The 16,576-nt window shown below is 35.8% G+C and carries 19 protein-coding genes, 1 tRNA gene and 1 other annotated feature; of the genes, 4 read left to right on the top strand and 16 right to left on the bottom strand.

The window, feature by feature from the left end; all coding sequences use genetic code 11:
* Positions 1-19: 19 nt before the first annotated feature.
* From ACVWNY_RS03245 to ACVWNY_RS03225, 5 genes are all read right to left on the bottom strand, one after another.
* Entirely contained in the window at positions 20-1,009 is a 990-nt protein-coding gene (locus ACVWNY_RS03245; protein WP_454071651.1) for a mannose/fructose/sorbose PTS transporter subunit IIA, read from the bottom strand.
* Between the two features lie 70 nt (positions 1,010-1,079).
* On the bottom strand, positions 1,080-1,580 hold the full coding sequence (locus tag ACVWNY_RS03240; protein ID WP_218324404.1) for a PTS sugar transporter subunit IIB: 501 nt from the start codon (positions 1,578-1,580) through the stop codon (positions 1,080-1,082).
* Positions 1,581-1,756: 176 nt separating this feature from the next.
* Positions 1,757-4,528: a sigma-54-dependent transcriptional regulator gene (locus ACVWNY_RS03235; RefSeq protein ID WP_454071650.1), complete on the bottom strand. Its 2,772-nt coding sequence runs from the start codon at positions 4,526-4,528 to the stop codon at positions 1,757-1,759.
* Between the two features lie 114 nt (positions 4,529-4,642).
* Positions 4,643-5,320: a TVP38/TMEM64 family protein gene (locus tag ACVWNY_RS03230; protein ID WP_218324402.1), complete on the bottom strand. Its 678-nt coding sequence runs from the start codon at positions 5,318-5,320 to the stop codon at positions 4,643-4,645.
* 77 nt (positions 5,321-5,397) lie between these two features.
* The gene (locus ACVWNY_RS03225) at positions 5,398-6,153 is read right to left on the bottom strand and encodes an SDR family NAD(P)-dependent oxidoreductase (protein WP_218324401.1); all 756 of its coding nucleotides are present in this window, start codon (positions 6,151-6,153) and stop codon (positions 5,398-5,400) included.
* A 362-nt stretch (positions 6,154-6,515) separates the two neighbouring features.
* Between ACVWNY_RS03225 and ACVWNY_RS03220 the strand changes: the two genes are divergently transcribed.
* Complete coding sequence (locus ACVWNY_RS03220) at positions 6,516-7,568, top strand: zinc-binding alcohol dehydrogenase family protein (RefSeq protein ID WP_454071649.1); 1,053 nt, start codon at positions 6,516-6,518, stop codon at positions 7,566-7,568.
* Between the two features lie 202 nt (positions 7,569-7,770).
* Here ACVWNY_RS03220 and rpmA read toward each other — a convergent pair whose 3' ends face one another.
* From rpmA to rplU, 3 genes are read right to left on the bottom strand one after another with little or no spacing between them, the layout of a single operon-like run.
* Positions 7,771-8,064: a 50S ribosomal protein L27 gene (rpmA, locus tag ACVWNY_RS03215; RefSeq protein WP_218324399.1), complete on the bottom strand. Its 294-nt coding sequence runs from the start codon at positions 8,062-8,064 to the stop codon at positions 7,771-7,773.
* A gap of 12 nt (positions 8,065-8,076) precedes the next feature.
* Entirely contained in the window at positions 8,077-8,415 is a 339-nt protein-coding gene (locus ACVWNY_RS03210) for a ribosomal-processing cysteine protease Prp (RefSeq protein WP_218324398.1), read from the bottom strand.
* A 20-nt stretch (positions 8,416-8,435) separates the two neighbouring features.
* Positions 8,436-8,744, bottom strand: a complete 309-nt coding sequence (gene rplU / locus ACVWNY_RS03205; RefSeq protein WP_218324397.1) for a 50S ribosomal protein L21 — start codon at positions 8,742-8,744, stop codon at positions 8,436-8,438.
* A gap of 19 nt (positions 8,745-8,763) precedes the next feature.
* Positions 8,764-8,834 (bottom strand) — a sequence feature (ribosomal protein L21 leader region).
* 143 nt (positions 8,835-8,977) lie between these two features.
* Here rplU and ACVWNY_RS03200 point away from each other — a divergent pair.
* Positions 8,978-9,649, top strand: a complete 672-nt coding sequence (locus ACVWNY_RS03200; protein WP_218324396.1) for an O-methyltransferase — start codon at positions 8,978-8,980, stop codon at positions 9,647-9,649.
* A 76-nt stretch (positions 9,650-9,725) separates the two neighbouring features.
* Positions 9,726-9,799, top strand: a tRNA-Arg gene (locus ACVWNY_RS03195).
* A 227-nt stretch (positions 9,800-10,026) separates the two neighbouring features.
* Here the strand turns inward: ACVWNY_RS03195 and ACVWNY_RS03190 are convergent.
* The 6 genes from ACVWNY_RS03190 to ACVWNY_RS03165 form a co-directional block, all read right to left on the bottom strand.
* Complete coding sequence (locus ACVWNY_RS03190; RefSeq protein ID WP_218324395.1) at positions 10,027-10,230, bottom strand: helix-turn-helix domain-containing protein; 204 nt, start codon at positions 10,228-10,230, stop codon at positions 10,027-10,029.
* A gap of 4 nt (positions 10,231-10,234) precedes the next feature.
* Entirely contained in the window at positions 10,235-10,780 is a 546-nt protein-coding gene (locus ACVWNY_RS03185) for a hypothetical protein (RefSeq protein ID WP_218324394.1), read from the bottom strand.
* A 125-nt stretch (positions 10,781-10,905) separates the two neighbouring features.
* The gene (gene lplA, locus ACVWNY_RS03180) at positions 10,906-11,913 is read right to left on the bottom strand and encodes a lipoate--protein ligase (RefSeq protein ID WP_218324393.1); all 1,008 of its coding nucleotides are present in this window, start codon (positions 11,911-11,913) and stop codon (positions 10,906-10,908) included.
* 11 nt (positions 11,914-11,924) lie between these two features.
* Positions 11,925-12,662, bottom strand: a complete 738-nt coding sequence (locus tag ACVWNY_RS03175) for an MBL fold metallo-hydrolase (RefSeq protein WP_218324392.1) — start codon at positions 12,660-12,662, stop codon at positions 11,925-11,927.
* A gap of 12 nt (positions 12,663-12,674) precedes the next feature.
* Entirely contained in the window at positions 12,675-13,430 is a 756-nt protein-coding gene (locus ACVWNY_RS03170; RefSeq protein ID WP_218324391.1) for a DUF975 family protein, read from the bottom strand.
* Positions 13,431-13,442: 12 nt separating this feature from the next.
* Entirely contained in the window at positions 13,443-14,519 is a 1,077-nt protein-coding gene (locus tag ACVWNY_RS03165) for a M42 family metallopeptidase (protein WP_218324390.1), read from the bottom strand.
* A 103-nt stretch (positions 14,520-14,622) separates the two neighbouring features.
* Between ACVWNY_RS03165 and ACVWNY_RS03160 the strand changes: the two genes are divergently transcribed.
* Positions 14,623-15,036, top strand: coding sequence for an NUDIX domain-containing protein (locus ACVWNY_RS03160; RefSeq protein WP_218324389.1), 414 nt, complete (start codon positions 14,623-14,625; stop codon positions 15,034-15,036).
* 34 nt (positions 15,037-15,070) lie between these two features.
* Here the strand turns inward: ACVWNY_RS03160 and dltD are convergent, their stop codons facing one another.
* Together dltD and dltC are read right to left on the bottom strand one after the other, a co-directional pair.
* Positions 15,071-16,327, bottom strand: a complete 1,257-nt coding sequence (dltD, locus tag ACVWNY_RS03155) for a D-alanyl-lipoteichoic acid biosynthesis protein DltD (RefSeq protein ID WP_218324388.1) — start codon at positions 16,325-16,327, stop codon at positions 15,071-15,073.
* A complete protein-coding gene (gene dltC, locus ACVWNY_RS03150) occupies positions 16,327-16,566 on the bottom strand; it encodes a D-alanine--poly(phosphoribitol) ligase subunit DltC (RefSeq protein WP_246601341.1) in 240 nt (79 codons plus the stop codon). The genes dltD and dltC overlap by 1 nt, the downstream gene beginning before the upstream one ends.
* Between the last annotated feature and the right edge of the window lie 10 nt (positions 16,567-16,576).

Here is a 16,576-nt window from a genome sequence, read left to right as displayed (position 1 = left end):
ACCCTCCTATTTTTTCTTTTTATTTAGCGTTTTTTAATTCATTTTTAGCTTTGTTAAGTAATTCATCAAAGTTAGCTCTTGAATCATTTGGCACTTTACGAACATCAAAAGTGATGCCGTCAGCTTTCAATTTTTCAAAAGTATCCACGTCATCTTGACCCATTGATAATACTTTACTTACAACAACTTTCCCAACAGAATGTGCCATTGAGCCAACATTGATTTCTTTAATGTCAACGCCGCCTTCAATTGCACGTAAAACATCTTGTGGATTTTCAAAAAGTAACAACGCTTTTGTATTTCCAAAACGAGGGTCTTTTGAAATTTCAATCATTTTTTCTACTGGAATAACGTTAGCTTTAACTCCTGGAGGTGCAGCTTGTTCGATTAATTTTTTACGTAAATCATCTTTAGCCACAGCATCAGAGACCACGATGATCCGGTTTGGTCCAGTTGTTTTTGTCCATGCAGTCGCAACTTGTCCGTGTAACAAACGAGAGTCAACACGTGCTAATACGAATTTGATATGACCATCACCTAATACAGTTCCTTCTGGAATAGATCCAGCTGGTTGACTTGCTTCAGGCATTGCAGCTGCTTCAACTGGTTGTAATTCTTCAGGTTTTACTCTCACGCCTTCTTTAGCTGTTTCAATAATGTGAGCTGCAATTTCTTGTGCAGATTCCATTGTGAAACGTGAAGAGAAAGCTTCAATCACCATTGGCAAGTTCATGCCGGCAACGATTGCCCATGTGTCTTTGTGTTCTTCAAACAAACTATTGGCTTGGTTGAACGGTGTACCACCCCAAAGATCGACTAGAAATAACACTTCATCTTGGTTTTCGAAAGAGGCTACAGCTTCTTCCATTTTTTGCTTAACGTCATCTGGACCTTCACTTGGCATCAATGTCACTGCTTTGACATTTTCTTGTTCTCCGAAAATCATCGTGCCGGACTGTAAAATACCGTTAGCGAATTCCCCATGACTAGCAAGGATAATTCCTACCATCTTTATACCTCCTACTTTTATTGTTACAGTGCAATAATATAAATAAGTTCTAAAAAACCTGTAACCAAAATTAATTCAGCATCTTTTCTTTTTGCATTAATGAAATTAAATTGTTCTTACGATCGTTAGGAACTTGTCTTATTTCTAATTCGATGCCCGATTGATGTAACTGTTCAAAATCTGCTACATCCTCTCCGTCAACTGAAATAAAGTTCGTAATCATTTTTTTACCTGGAGAAAAACGCATACCACCAATATTTACTGAATCTAATTTCACTCCAGCATTTACGATCGCTAAAACATCCTTCGGCGTAGCAAACAATAGCATGACTTTCATTCCATCAAACAATTGATCGTGATAAACCTCCACCAACTTTTTCTTAGTGACAACATTTGACTTAATTCCTGGCGGCGCTGCTTGTTTTAATAAAAATTTCCGCAACTCATCTTTAGCAACATCATCGCTCACAACTAAAATCCGTTCTATTCCAGTTGCCTTTGACCAAACTGTTGCTACCTGCCCATGAATTAGCCGGTCATCGATTCTGGCAAGTTTAATATCCATTACCATTCGATCACCTCCTACAAAAAACTACAAAAAGATACTAGAACACAGTATTATAGTGTTCATTTATATATAAGCAAGAAGCGTGCCAAAATACACTACTGATTTATCATTGATTTTAAAGCATTTATAGAAAGATACACAAAAAGGATACAGAATACTGTATCCTTTTTGTGTATCTTTTATTGTATTGTTTCTTGCTTATTTTGTAATAATTGATTAATATAGTACCTTTCTGAATTAGGAATTGTAACGTTTAATTGATTTTCTAAATCATTTAAAGCATTATTCATTTTTTGATTATTATTATTTGCTTCAAAATTAGCTAATTCTTGTTGATCAATCATTAAGGGCTCATTTAAAATACTTCGTTCGATGGTTCCTGACATATGCATAACAAAATTCACCATCAATGCATAGTCTTTTGATTCCTTTTGATTTCCGATGATTCTTTCAGCTAATTGCCAAAGTGGAGCCAACATTTTTTTTGGATTAATAAAAGTAAAACTTTCTTCCATAAATTTCAAGCATAAATCTTTGGCGCTTGTTGCAGTCAACACCACATCTTTTTGTTCTGATAGATCATTTTCCAAAAGGAGTTCGTCTAACACTTGGTTTGTTTCTTGGTTTAAAATTCTTTCCATTGGAATATAAGGTGCACTTATTTTGGGATCTAAAATCCCGGTTGTGGCAATAATTTGATATTTCTCTTGAAAATCAGCAATTTTCTCTTTCATATCTGTTACAGCTAATGTTTTAACTGAAACATGGTCTAATTTTCTTTGTTTTAATGGTCGCTCAATAATCTCTTTAAGCCGTTGCGCGGTGCCTTCACCTGATGCACATATAGCTAAAATAATTTTTTCTACCTGGGTTTTTGCGACTTTTTTCTTTTCTACTCTGCCGTAACCTCTAAATTCACCTAATGATTGAAATAAATCCTCTAATCCTGAACCTAATACACTAGATTTTCGCGTTGCTTCCATCAATAAAGGTGTCGTTACCATGTCTAAAGTTTTAACTGAAATACCGGTGTCGGCTTTAATTTCTTCATTAAAAGTAGCTAACGATCCCATATCTACCATAATTAAAACACCGCTGCCTTCATTAACCGAAATAACTGCTTCGCGGATTTTTTCGTAAGCTACTCTTGGATGCATATCCAACGGCATATCGACCGCTTGGATATGATTTACCTCCAATAGTTCTTTTACTACATTCACCATTGAAGTAGCGGTACTGTTTCCGTGTGCGGCTACTACAACGCCGATTTTGCCATTTGGTTGATCGTCTCGTAAAGAAACTAGTAAGACAGTTAAATAATAATCTTCACTTTCTGGAATCACTACCTGAAATTCTTCTTCTACTAAATGGCGAATTTCTTGCGCCACAACAAATTCTTGAGGATAATCATTAGCCATTTCACGAATATTAACATTTGTTTCCCGTGTTTCACCTACATTTATTTTCTTTAAAAAAGAAGAAATGTGTAAACTCATAGCGTAAATAAAATTCTGTTGAAAATAGGTTTGCAATCTCTCACTCACAAGACTAGCAATTCGGTTACTTAAATCAATAATTTGTTTATCAACGAATTCATTTAAACGGCTCTCTGTATCAAATGAAAAACCGTGATCTTTATAAAATGATTTTAAGTGAACATTGATATCTGTAGAGATAAAATGATTGATGGTTTCTTGATCTAGTCCCTCGGTTTTCAACAAAGCAGCTTTATCACCAATAATATCGTATAAATTATAAGGCAACTCATATGTATCTGTACGAATTAATTCATTCATTTCATCTGGAGTAACCACCATCTCTGGTTCTAGATACGGAGAAATATCAGAGGTTTTAACCCGATCCGCAGATAATTGGACCAAGCCGCTTTTTACTCCTTCAGTTAAATCATTGATTGTGATTTGAATAACCTCTTGAGACATATGATTCATAAAACCACGGGCACATATCAATTGAACATTTGATTTTAATTGTCCAACATTTCCATAAGAGACACTGCCTAACAGCGCCTTAATTACATCTTCTGTCAATGTAATCTTACGTTGAATCCGATTGGCCTCCATCGCCACCATCACTCGAACCAAATCTAATTGTTCTACGACTGGTCGATGATTAAATGATGGCATTTGAATATTGATAGGAATTCGCCGCACAAAAGTATCCAATAAAGCTGAATGTGGATCTTCTGTCGTCGCACCCACAATTCGTACATCAGCAAAATGAGTTTTTCCTGTTTCTCCTAAACGATTATAGCTACCGTGATCCATGAAATAAAAAATCATTTCTTGACCCTCTGGCGGTAAACGATGAATCTCATCTAGAAACAGCATTCCGCCATCTGCTTGCTGAATCAATCCTTCACGATCAGTTTCCGCTCCAGTAAAAGCTCCTTTTACGTATCCAAAAAGATGACTCATTAAAAGCTCTGGATTGTTGGCGTAGTCGGCACAGTTAAAAACAATTAGCTCTCTATCTTGATCGACAATCTGATTGGTTTGAGCAAACTGGAACATGGCATGAGCAAAAAAAGTTTTCCCTGAACCTGTCGGACCAGTAATCAAACAATTCAAGCCTTTAGGTGGATATAAAATTGCCGCTTTTGCTTGTTCTACCGCATTTTTCATACTGCCAGTTGTACCGATTATTCTAGCAAACACATCGGTTGCTTGATTGGGATAACTGATGTTTTCTTGTGATTTTGTTGGTGTTGATGGAGAAGTTAGCGTCTGTGCCAGGATTGTCTGGTTCCGATCAGTCGCAAAATATTGGACTGGTCGACCTTCACTTTTTTTTAGTTGACCATTTTTTACTAAAAGATTTAAATCCTTACTTGCATTAGATCGCTGAATATTTAATGTTTCAGCTATTTCAACTGTTGTTATCCCAGATTGTTGATAAACCAGTTGATAAATTCGCTCAATTCGTCTTTTCACTCTTCATCCCACCTTAGTGTATTGCTTTATCCTTAATTGTCTATATTTTTTAAAAAATGTCAAATAAATAACTTTAAAAAAGATACACTAAACTAATAAATAAACCAGCTAGTCTTATTTTTCTAGCTGGTGCTGATGTTTGTTTTTGATAAATCGGACAAGTAAAACTAATACGATAACACTTGCAACTAAGATTATTGCAGTTTTTGTATCTCCATGGAACAATGCTTCACCGCCAAATGCGTACAAAATAGAAGATGGTAAAACACCGATTAACACAGATAAAAAAATTTCTTTTAGTGGCAACCGCAATGTATCAGCGGTAACGTTGACAATAAATGATGGAATTACGGGGACCATATAAGCCAGCATGATTCCAATTTTAGGATGCTTCATTTGCGAAATACGTTTCACCCATTGATTGTCCTTATGTTCATGGGACATAATCTTTAAACGTTTCAATACAGTCATCGATAATAAATTGCCCCCCGCATTGCCAGCAATATTCATTAAGCTACCTATTAAAGGACCGTAACAGACACCGATTAAAATCCCGATCACAGAAGTTGGCAGCCCTGGTAAAGCACACATCAAAACAGTTAAAGCGATTAACAATCCAGCTGTCCGTATTCCGTGAGAACGAACCTCTTTTAACAATAGCTCACGGCTGGCTTTAGGATCTAACAACAAAGAAATATCTTTATGAAATTCTAAATACAATCGGTAGAGAACAATACCAATTAAAATGATTCCTAAAATAATTAAGATTTTCCGAAGTCTTGCTTTATCCATAATTCACCCGTTTATTTTTATTATAGCAAAAAAAGCCTTTTCAAGTCTGTTTGAAAAGGCTAATTAATTATTTTAGTTTAAACTGCTGTCCAACCGCCATCAACAAATAGGATATCTCCAGTAACATAAGAAGATTCATCTGCTGCTAAGAAAACAACTGCTGAATCTAATTCACCATTTTTCCCAGGACGTCCCATTGGAGTACGACGAGTAATGAATTCATCCATAGAATCCATCGCGGAATCATCATTCATTTCGGAAGCAAAAAATCCTGGACACAGCGCATTAACAGTAACACCTTTTTGGGCCCACTCAGCAGCCGCACCTCGAGTAAAATTAATTACGCCACCTTTTGAAGCATGGTAAGGAATCACTGGCAATTCAGGCAATCCACCTTGACCTAAAATTGAAGCAATATTAATGACCCGGCCGTAACCTTTTTCAATCATGGAAGCACCAAATGCTCGTGTCACATAAAAAACACTATCTAAATCAAGCTTCATTAGATTATTCCATGTTTCATCAGTCATTTCAGTTAAAGGCGCTACTGCACCGCCACCAGCATTGTTCACTAAAATATCTACTTTGCCAAACTCAGCCAACACTTTATCCCGTGCTTCATTGACGATTTCAGAATTCGTTACATCACAAGCCACCGGAAGACATTTCACACCTAATGACCGGATCTCTTTAGCAACTTCTTCTAATTTTTCCACTCGGCGAGCTAAAATGGCAATATCTGCACCTTGTTTAGCCAACGCTAAAGATAATTGACGGCCCAAACCTGCTGAAGCTCCTGTAACTACTGCCACCCGTCCTGTTAAATCAAACATACTTATTCGCTCCTTTTATAATATTTTATTATATTATTTTAACAGATATTGTTCGATTTTTCACAATGCTTTTTAGGTTAATTATAAGTTTTTATTTTTATCACATCCAACATCAATAAATCTTTTACTTATAAAATAGCTGATACATAAATGATAAATTTTTAAAAAGAACGTAGTTTAGAATTTTTCCACTCCCATTTTTAAGCCAAACATTCTCGAAAAACATGAGTTTACGAAAAAAATGTTCAGTAGAATCAACTTCACAAATTATTTCTAACTCAATAGATTAAGCTAAATCTTTCCCAAACAGCTACTTTTGTCTCATAATAGAAAACGATACAGGGAAAAAAGGAGGAGCACATATGTCAGACAATAAATTTATGCATGCAGTTGGTTTTTTCGAAGGATTACCAATTGATGACCCACAAAGTTTTATCGATGAAAAAAAGGGAATTCCTGAACCTAATCCCACTGATGTATTAGTAAAAGTAAAGGCTGTTTCGATTAATCCAGTCGATACAAAATTACGACAAGATGCAGCAAAAAACAACGCATTGAAAGTTTTAGGCTTTGATGGTGTGGGAGAAGTTGTTGCCAAAGGTTCTCAAGCAACAAAATTCAAAGTTGGTGACCGCATTTTTTATGCTGGTACAACAACACGCGCAGGTAGTAATCAAGAGTTTCAATTAGTGGATGAAAAAATTGCCGCATTGGCTCCAAAACACCTCTCAGATGAAGAAGCAGCAGCATTGCCATTAACTTCTCTAACTGCTTTTGAATTACTATTTGAAAAATTTGGATTGATTCCAAAAGAAAATGCCAACCAAGGAAAGAAAATTCTTGTTGTCAATGGTGCTGGCGGTGTGGGTTCTATTTTAAATCAATTAGCCAAATGGGCTGGACTTGAAGTTTTTGCGACTGCTAGTCCTAAAAACTTTGAATGGCTTGAATCAGTTGGTGTAGATCATCCCATCGATTACCACGAAGACTTGAAGCAAAGTCTGCACGATTTAGGTACCCATGAAGTAGATTACATTGCTGTCCTATTCGATATTACTCGTTATTTAGATCAAATCAAATATTTGATTAAACCATTTGGTCATGTGGGTACAATTGTTGGTGTACATGAACCTTTAGATTTAAGCGTCTGGAAAAACTTATCTGTCAGCTTTGACTGGGAGTATATGTTTGCCAAAACAGACCACAATTACCTCATCGAAACCCAAGGTGAAACTTTAGCTTTAATTGCTAATTTAGCTGAAAAAGGTGTTTTAAAAACTACTTTGAGCAAAGTTTATTCTGATGGGATTAACGCTAAAAACCTGAAATTAGCTACCAAAGATGTAGAGGCTGGGCATATGTTAGGCAAAGTCGTTGTAAGTGGCAAATTTAACGGTGATATTGACACGTTCTAGATAAAAAAGAGCTAACAATCTCAATTTAAGAGATTGTTAGCTCTTTTCGTTTTTTCTACATAGCTGTCAGTCCACCATCTTGTCGGATACATTCTCCAGTAATATGACCAGCCTGTTTTCCATATTTTTGATTTAAAACCTATTTTGGATAAATAAAAAAGCTCTATTCCCTTATTGAAAAAGGAACAGAGCTTTTAATAAATTAAGCTTCTTGAGCTACCGGATAAACCGATACTTGTTTTTTGTCGCGACCTTTACGTTCGAAACGTACAACGCCGTCAACTTTAGCGTATAAAGTATCATCGCCACCGCGACCTACGTTTGCGCCTGGATAGATTCTAGTACCACGTTGGCGGTAAAGAATAGATCCACCTGAAACTGTTTGACCGTCAGCACGTTTAGCACCTAAACGTTTTGATTCTGAATCACGACCGTTAGAAGTTGAACCGCCACCTTTTTTGTGGGCGAATAATTGTAAATTCATTTTCATCAACATAAGATTTACCTCCTATAAATTAGTTTGTAACTGAATGGCTTGTTCATTCTCTGCTTCAATTGCCTGTAAACCTAATAACAAATTTTCTAATAAAATTTGTGAGATATTTACTTGTTCTTGGGTCAAACCAGAAAGGATTTCAACATAAAGGTAACCACCTTCATCTTCATCCACATCAACGATTGGCTCATAGCCAGCTAAGGCATCCAAACCATTGACTGTACTGATTGCTAAAGCGCTGACCGCCGCACAAACAATATCGTGACCATATTCACCCGATTGGGCGTGTCCGGACAATTCAAATGAAACAATGACTCCAGCTTGATTTCTTGTAAATGCACCTTTAATCATTTAGGCACCTGCTTTTTTAATTAAGCTTTGATTGCGTCAATAACAACTTTTGTGTAAGGTTGACGATGACCTTGTTTGCGGTGAGAATGTTTTTTAGGTTTGTATTTAAACGTAACAACTTTCTTTTGTTTGCCATGTTTTTCTACAGTTCCTTCAACACTTGCACCATCAACGATTGGCGCACCTACTTTAGTAGTTTCTCCGCCAACTAAAACAACTTCGTCAAAGACAACTTTTTCTCCAGCTTCAACATCTAATTTTTCGATGTAGATTGCTTGGCCTTCTTCAACTTTGATTTGTTTGCCGCCAGTTTTAATAATTGCGTACATGCTTGTGGCACCTCCTTAAATTTATACTTAGACTCGCCATCCCAAGTGGCCGTAGCACTTAATACTTGTTCTGCGCGGTTGTAGCTGTGAGTTCCACAATTACAACATTACAAGTTTACTAAATGTCGTCACGAAAGTCAATCATGAAAATTTCATTTTAATAGTCGGTAAAATTGACGGACGGACTTTTTTTTCTTACTATTAAAGAAATCTTGATTAAAAAGGAAGATATGATGTTAAACGAAATGATGCACCGCCCAATTATAAATCCTGATATTTTAAATTATTTAAGAGACAATCAGCGACAACTTGATGGAAAGCTAGCCGATTTAGAAAATTATGCCCATGAAAAAGGGGTGCCCGTTATTCCCCATGAAACTGTTGTCTTTTTAAAATTTTTATTGCAGCAAAAACAACCGAAAGATATTTTAGAGATTGGTACAGCTATCGGTTTTTCTGCCAGCTTAATGGCGGAAACTGTTCCCGAAGCTAAAGTTACCACTATTGATCGCTTTGAAATCATGATCAATCAAGCCAAAGAAACATTTGAAAAAATGAATTTGACTGATCGTGTGACTTTATTAGAAGGCGACGCAGCCGATGTATTAAAAACGCTGGATGGTCCTTATGATTTTATCTTTATGGACAGCGCCAAAGCCAAATACATTACTTTTTTACCAGAATGTTTGCGGTTATTAAGTGACACAGGCATTTTAATGGTAGATGATATTTTTCAAGCCGGCACTGTTTTACAACCGATTGAAGAAATTCCTCGAAAAAACCGTTCAATTCATCGGCACTTAAACGAATTTTTAAAAGAAGTCAATGAATCTCCAGAATTAAATGCTACCTTACTACCATTAGGTGATGGTGTTGCCTTGATTTCGAAAAATATAGCAAAATAACCCTTGCTCTATTTTTTACTATCTGATAAAATCAATGATGTTGAAATTTTCAATTTAATTGATTTTTTCCGATACTGTGCCAGTAGCTCAGCCGGATAGAGCATCCGCCTTCTAAGCGGACGGTCGGGGGTTCGAATCCCTCCTGGCACGTATTTGAAGATTTATCTATTTTAAAAAAAATGTTGGTTGATTGTGAAATTGACCAACATTTTTTTTATTTGCCCCACTCACCTATAACAAATTAAGATCCTTCTCCAGCAACTACTTTTTCAAATTGTAGCTTAATCCAAAGTTGAGATAAGTTAAACAATTGTAAAACGAAAAAAGCTATTTATCCCCGTAAAATACTGAAAATAAATAGCTTTATAAAAATAATTTTATTCTCTTATCCATTCAACAATTTCCCCAGGTTGACAATCCAAAACTTCGCATATTTTTTCCAATGTATTAAAACGAATTCCTTTAGCCTTTCCTGTTTTTAAAATAGACAAATTGGCTGGCGTAATACCGATTTTTTCTGCCAATTCTTTGGAAGTGACACCCTTTTCTAACATGATTCGATCTAAATTTATTTTAATCATAGGCTCACACAATCTCTTCGTTTTCTTGACGAATTCGAGAGCCTTCCTTAAAGACGATATATAAAGTGTAAATTCCTGCCAATTGGAAAACTGAATTAATCAGATTTTCCCAGAATGATGGAATGCTTGTCGAAATTATTTGACCACCTAAAAAATGAAGCATCGTTTCAATTAAAAAGGTCATGACAATTAGCATAAGATATCGAAATAGAATACGCTTAATCGATAAAATACTATTATCTGAAAAAGGTTTGCCATCATTGATATTCTCTAACAAATGCCGGAAACTACCTGCTAAAAGAAATTGGGTTATACACAATAAAATAAATGCTAACACAAAAAAGACTGTTAAAATCAACTCGTTTATTGGACTATAGCTTTTTCCTCCAAAATCCACTCCCACCAACACTAGACTGTCTCCCGTTACTTCGGGAAGCCCTTGAAATGGTATTGAAAAAAGTTGAATTAAAAAATGAAAAATGCTAAGCCCCATAGCCAATTGCATCACAAAGAACACCATCGTCAAAATAAAAATCGTCACCTTTTTCATTTTTGCCACTTCCTTATCCCTTTAATATAATTATTGTAAAACGATATCAAATTATTGTCAAACAATATTTCGATATTGTTTTAGAATAATAAAAAAAGTGGACAAAATATTGTCCACTCTAACTTTTAAGCAATTAATTCTAGTAAATCTTCTTTCGTAATATTCCCAAAGTAATGTCCAACATCGATTGTATCAATCACTTCTTTCAAAGCTTCTTTACTATATTTAGTGCCGACCAGTTTATCTTCGACGTCTTTGATTTCTCCTAAACCGAAAAAGTCTCCAAAGATTTTAGCTTCTTTGATTTCACCATCGGCAACATTCAAACGAATTTCAACGGAGCCAATTGGGAAACGTTTTTGACGTTCTAAGTTAAATTCTGGTGAACGGCCATAATTCCAATCCCAGTTACGATAGTATTCGTCTGAAATTTGATTGATTTTTTTCCAATCATCCTTAGTTAATTCATAAGTGTTGATTTGGTCAACATGATCAACCCCAAAAATTTGTAACAGAATGGCTTGACGGAAATCTTCAGTCGACATATTTTGATTTTCTTCAGGTAAAAATGGTTTGACGTTAGTTACCCGAGAACGAATTGATTTAATTCCTTTAGATTCAATCTTATCTTTTTTTACTTTTAGCGCGTTAACGACTTCATTAATATCAGAATCAAACATGATTGTTCCGTGGGCAAACATGCGACCATTTGTTGAATACATCGCGTTACCTGAGAATTTTTGATCATCAATCACTAGATCATTACGGCCTTTTAAATGAGCCCCTTGAATTCCAAGATTGTGTAGTGCTTCCACGATAGGTTCTGTTAATTTTTTGAAGTCTCGGAAAGAATTGCCATCATCTGGCATAATAAAACTGAAATTCAAATTTCCATAGTCATGATAAACGGCGCCACCACCAGATAATCGACGGACAACAATAATGCCATTTTCATCCACATAATCTTGATTAATTTCTTCAATCGTATTTTGATTGCGACCAATAATAATCGACGGTTGATTGATATAAAATAATAAAATAGGTTCCGTCAAAGGCATATTTTTTAATAAATAAGTTTCAATCGCTAAGTTAACTCGTGGATCTCTTTCTTGATCATTTGGTACATAAAGCATCGTTTCATCTCCTAAATGATAAATTTTTTATGGGGTTGGGCCAAGACCACTGGAATCTCTCCACTAGCAACTTGCGCTTGTTGGCGAAGCTCCTCCAGATTACCAATTTGCGGTAAGTGAGTTAGCACTAATTTTTTCGCATGGGCATTTTTTGCAAACGTTCCAGCTTCTTGAGCTGTAAAATGCGCTTTATGGTGTTCATTGCCGTTAAATAAATAAGTGTCAGCTAAAAATAAATCGGCATCTTTTGCGAACTGATTAAAGCTCTCTAAGTAACCAGAATCACCGGTAAAGACAAAGATGGCGCCCGTTTTTATTTCTACAAACCGCATGGCATAACAAGGAACCGGATGAATAGTTTTCATAAAGGTAACAAGAAATGGGCCCAATTTCAATTCTTCTGATTCAAAGTAAGGACGACCTTCAGAAATACCCTCCATCGTCAAATCATTGAAATGAAATTCGTCTTCTGTATGACCATAAATCGGTAATATCGGTTTTGGCACTTCAGTTGGAAAAAGCTGCCAATAATATTGCAACACCCCTAAATCAGCAATATGATCGTGATGATAATGGCTCAAAATAACTGCATCTAAAGCTAATGGATCTAACTCTTTTTCTAATTCCACCAAAGTACTACTACCGGCATCAATTAATAAATTAAAGCCATCCGCTTGTAGTAAAAAACTAGTAGTTCCTTGACCATCATAAGGATAGGCACCAAGACATCCTAGAACTGTCAGTTCCATTAAAATTCCCCCTTACAGTAATTTTTCTTTGACGGCTTGATCATAAAAAGCCGCACTGGCTGTTTGCGCGTAAGCTGCTGCAAAAAAGACTCCCACAAAAAGAGCGATAAAACCTAAGATAAACCAACCGATAAATGACAGTTGCAATAAAATATATTTACCCCAGCGATCTTTCATTAAATACCATGCCCGCGCAAAGCACTCTTTTAGACTTAACTCTGGATAATCAAAACTCACCCATACCGCAAAATTAAATAATACGCTAATAACAACTCCAATAACTAAATACAACAGTAATAGTATCACTGCTAAACTTGCAAAACCTAAACTCATCACAGAGTCAACCGTATATTGAGTAACACGTGAACCGAAAAGCATGTTAAGATAGACAGCCATACCGCTGCTTAATAAAATTGGTATGAAAATAACTAAACCGATAACATATTGAACGATTTGTGAAATCAAATGAACGAAAAGCATTTTTGAATAATATGGTTTTTGAAAAACAACAAACAGCATACTAATATCAGCTTTACCACCACGAGCCACGTATAAGCCTAGAAAATTTTGGGCATAAGAAAAGGCGAAACCAATCGTACAAAGTAAAATAAAAGCCGCCAACGACCGAGCCGATTCACTATTAAATACAGTCGATACTTGTTGAACAACAGTTGTTAAAATGGCGATTAAGAAAATAAAAGCTGCCATCTTCAGCCATTGTCCTTGCAATCTATTTTTTGCTGTTTCTTTAAAATTACTAATTGTCATTTTTTCTCTCCTCTAATAACTTTTTATTTTATTAACAACATCATTGTTTAAGCGAGCAACCACTTCTGTCACTAATTTTACCGTATTAAAATAATCATCTTCATGAATAATTGAAGTATGAGAATGCAAGTACCGCACTGGAACTGTAATTGCTAAAGAAGGGACGCCGTCACGAGTCAAGTGCATTTGACCAGCATCTGTCCCACCACCAGCAATAACGGTATATTGAAACGGAATATTTAATTCTTCTGCCACATCAATTACAAAATCCAATAATTTTTTATGAGGAATCATTGATGCATCAAAAATTAAAATTTGCGGTCCTTTTCCTAAAACAGAATCAGCTTCTTTTGGTGACATTCCTGGAGTATCTCCAGCAGTTCCCGTATCCAAAGCAAAAGCAATATCCGGGTTAACTAAATGAGTACTAGTTCGTGCTCCACGTAAGCCAACTTCTTCTTGCACATCACTGCCAGCAAATAAAACATTGCTGTGATCACGTTTAGAGAGATTTTCCAATACTCGTAAAGCAATCGCCGTACCAATTCGATTGTCCCAAGCTTTTGCCAATAAAAATTTTGAATGATTCATGCGTTTATACGAAATATATGGCGTAATCATATCTCCCGGACGAATGCCCCATTCTTGCGCTTCTTCAAGACTACTTGCACCAATATCAATAAACATATCTTTCACATCATATGGTTTTTTTCGAGCTTCCATAGACAACACATGAGGCGGTTTTGATCCAATAACTCCGTGGATATAATCGCCCTGACGGGTTTTAATTTCAACTTCTTGTGCTAGCATGACTTGATTCCACCAGCCGCCAATCGTTTGAAATTCAATAAAACCTTTCTCAGTAATTTTTGTTACCATAAAACCAACTTCATCCATATGTCCTGATATAAAGATTTTTGGTCCACCAGCGCCTTGTTTTGCAATCACACTACCTAAATTATCAAAAAAGATATCGTCAGCAAATGGCTGTGCGTAGGTTTTAAAAATTTCTCTGACTTCATCTTCGTTCCCAGCAATGCCACGAGCAGAAGTTAAATCAATCAATAATTGTTCTTCTTTCTCTTCCATTTTATCTCCTCCTTAGGAAACTTCTATTTAAAAAGTATACCATTGTCAAAAAATAATGCGTAGAATAAACTATGTGTAAAAAAATATACTGGAGGAGCTTATAATGGCAAGAACTTTAGCAATCGAATTAACCATGATGTGCTTAATTAAAAACACTCAAGGACAATACTTAATCCAAAATAGAACAAAATCAGATTGGCCTGGCTGGACTTTTCCTGGTGGGCATGTTGAAAAAGATGAAAGTATCATGGCTGCAACAATCAGAGAATTAAAAGAAGAAACGGGTTTATCAGTACAACCGATACTAGCTGGTACCGCCGAATGGAATAATCACACAAAAGAAACCCGTGAATTGGCTTTTTTATTTACAGCTGAAACCCATGAAACTATTAATCAATCAGCAGAATTATTTTGGGTAACGAAAGAAGAATTATTGACCCATCAATTAGCAGGAACTTTGTCTGATTTATTACCAATATTTTTAGGGGAACTGGATACTATTTATTTTGAAGTTTAAAAAAGGAAATGGCTTTCGGACCATTTCCTCAATTTTATTTAATTGTCGCTGGATTTTGTTGTTGCCATTTTTTACTTAAAAAATATGCATTATTCATTTGATAATTTTGGGCTTCCTGTTTATTCCCTTTTAAGAATGGTGCAATTTTTTGATCAGCTGCTAACCAACCTTGCCAACCTAAATGAATCGTATCTTGCATGAAATAGTTGGTATTGTTGTCGTTAGTGAAATCAGCAATATTGTTAAAGCCTTGTGATTGCAGCTGATATTTAATTTTAGTACTAAATTGTTGTAACATTTCTTGAGACAAGCCAGTGTATTTAGACCATTTACCGTTAACTGGCGGAATGATGAATAAGACATCCGCATGTTCTTTAGCCAATTGATCTAAAGCCAATTGAAAATCAGAAAATTCTTTTGAATACCGATAATCCAATTTGTTTTGCTTATTCCGTAATTCTGGCAAATGTTTTCTTAACCCACGGAAAAATTTATTTTGAATCTGCAACGAATTATCAGAAGTTTGTTCGCTCCCAATTTTGTTGGCTAGTTTTTTCAAATCGGCTTCATTATATTGATCCGGTAACTGTTTGGCACTAGCATCAATTTGTTTTTGCTTGCTTCTTAAGCCAATCGTTGAAAATAATTCATCTTCACGACTAAATAAGTTTAGTTTTAACTGGGAAATACGTTTATCAAAAGTACTAGGTAGTTTCCCCGCAGCAACATTTCTCAACATTTCATCAGTTCGGGCATCCTTTACTTTATACTGAACTAAACGTTTAGCTAAGTAGCGGTCACTTTCATCAATTTTTTTCAAATGTAACAGCCAATTTAAGGTTTGTTCCGGTGAATAATAAGCTTGAAAATATGCTTGTTTCAAGCCGTCCCGCACAAACCATTGTGGAGAAATAACAAAAACTACTTTTCGATTTTTTAAATCATTGCCCAATGACTGCATCATCATAAATTGTGCCATTGACTGTGTACCTGGTGCACCTAATAAAAACGGTGTGTAACCTCGTTGATATTTTTCCGCTAAAACAGACGGATGAAAAGGACTGATTCGGCTCAATTCAGATGACCCAAAAAAAGGAACATATTGATCAGTACTAAGAGCCTGTTTTTTGACGTCGTCTCCTCTTAAAATATTTCCCGACATGGAACTAGCAGCCTCTTTTAATAAAGCCGGATCATGTTGGTTGATTTTAACCGGTGAAAAGAATAAAACGACGATCAAGACCGCAGCTAAAATGACTGGCCCAAAAATACTAAAAAGTTGCTTTTTCATTATTCTTGTAAAGCTTTCACTTGTTGAATAATTTTATTCGGTGTACTCCAGTTGTCGCGGTCAAACTCAGACACCGGTACGTTGACGCCTAACTGTCCTTCTAATTCTACTAATAATTGTACGGTAGCCAGTGAATCCATCAAACCTTCAGCAAAAACATCCACATCTGGATTGTCTCTTACTTCGTCACTACCTGTTAAATCTTCTAAAATTGCAAATACTGTTTCTTCCATGTTCAATCGCTCCCTA

The organism is Enterococcus sp. JNUCC 77 (assembly GCF_054819945.1).
This window is presented reverse-complemented; position numbering and strand designations above follow the sequence as displayed.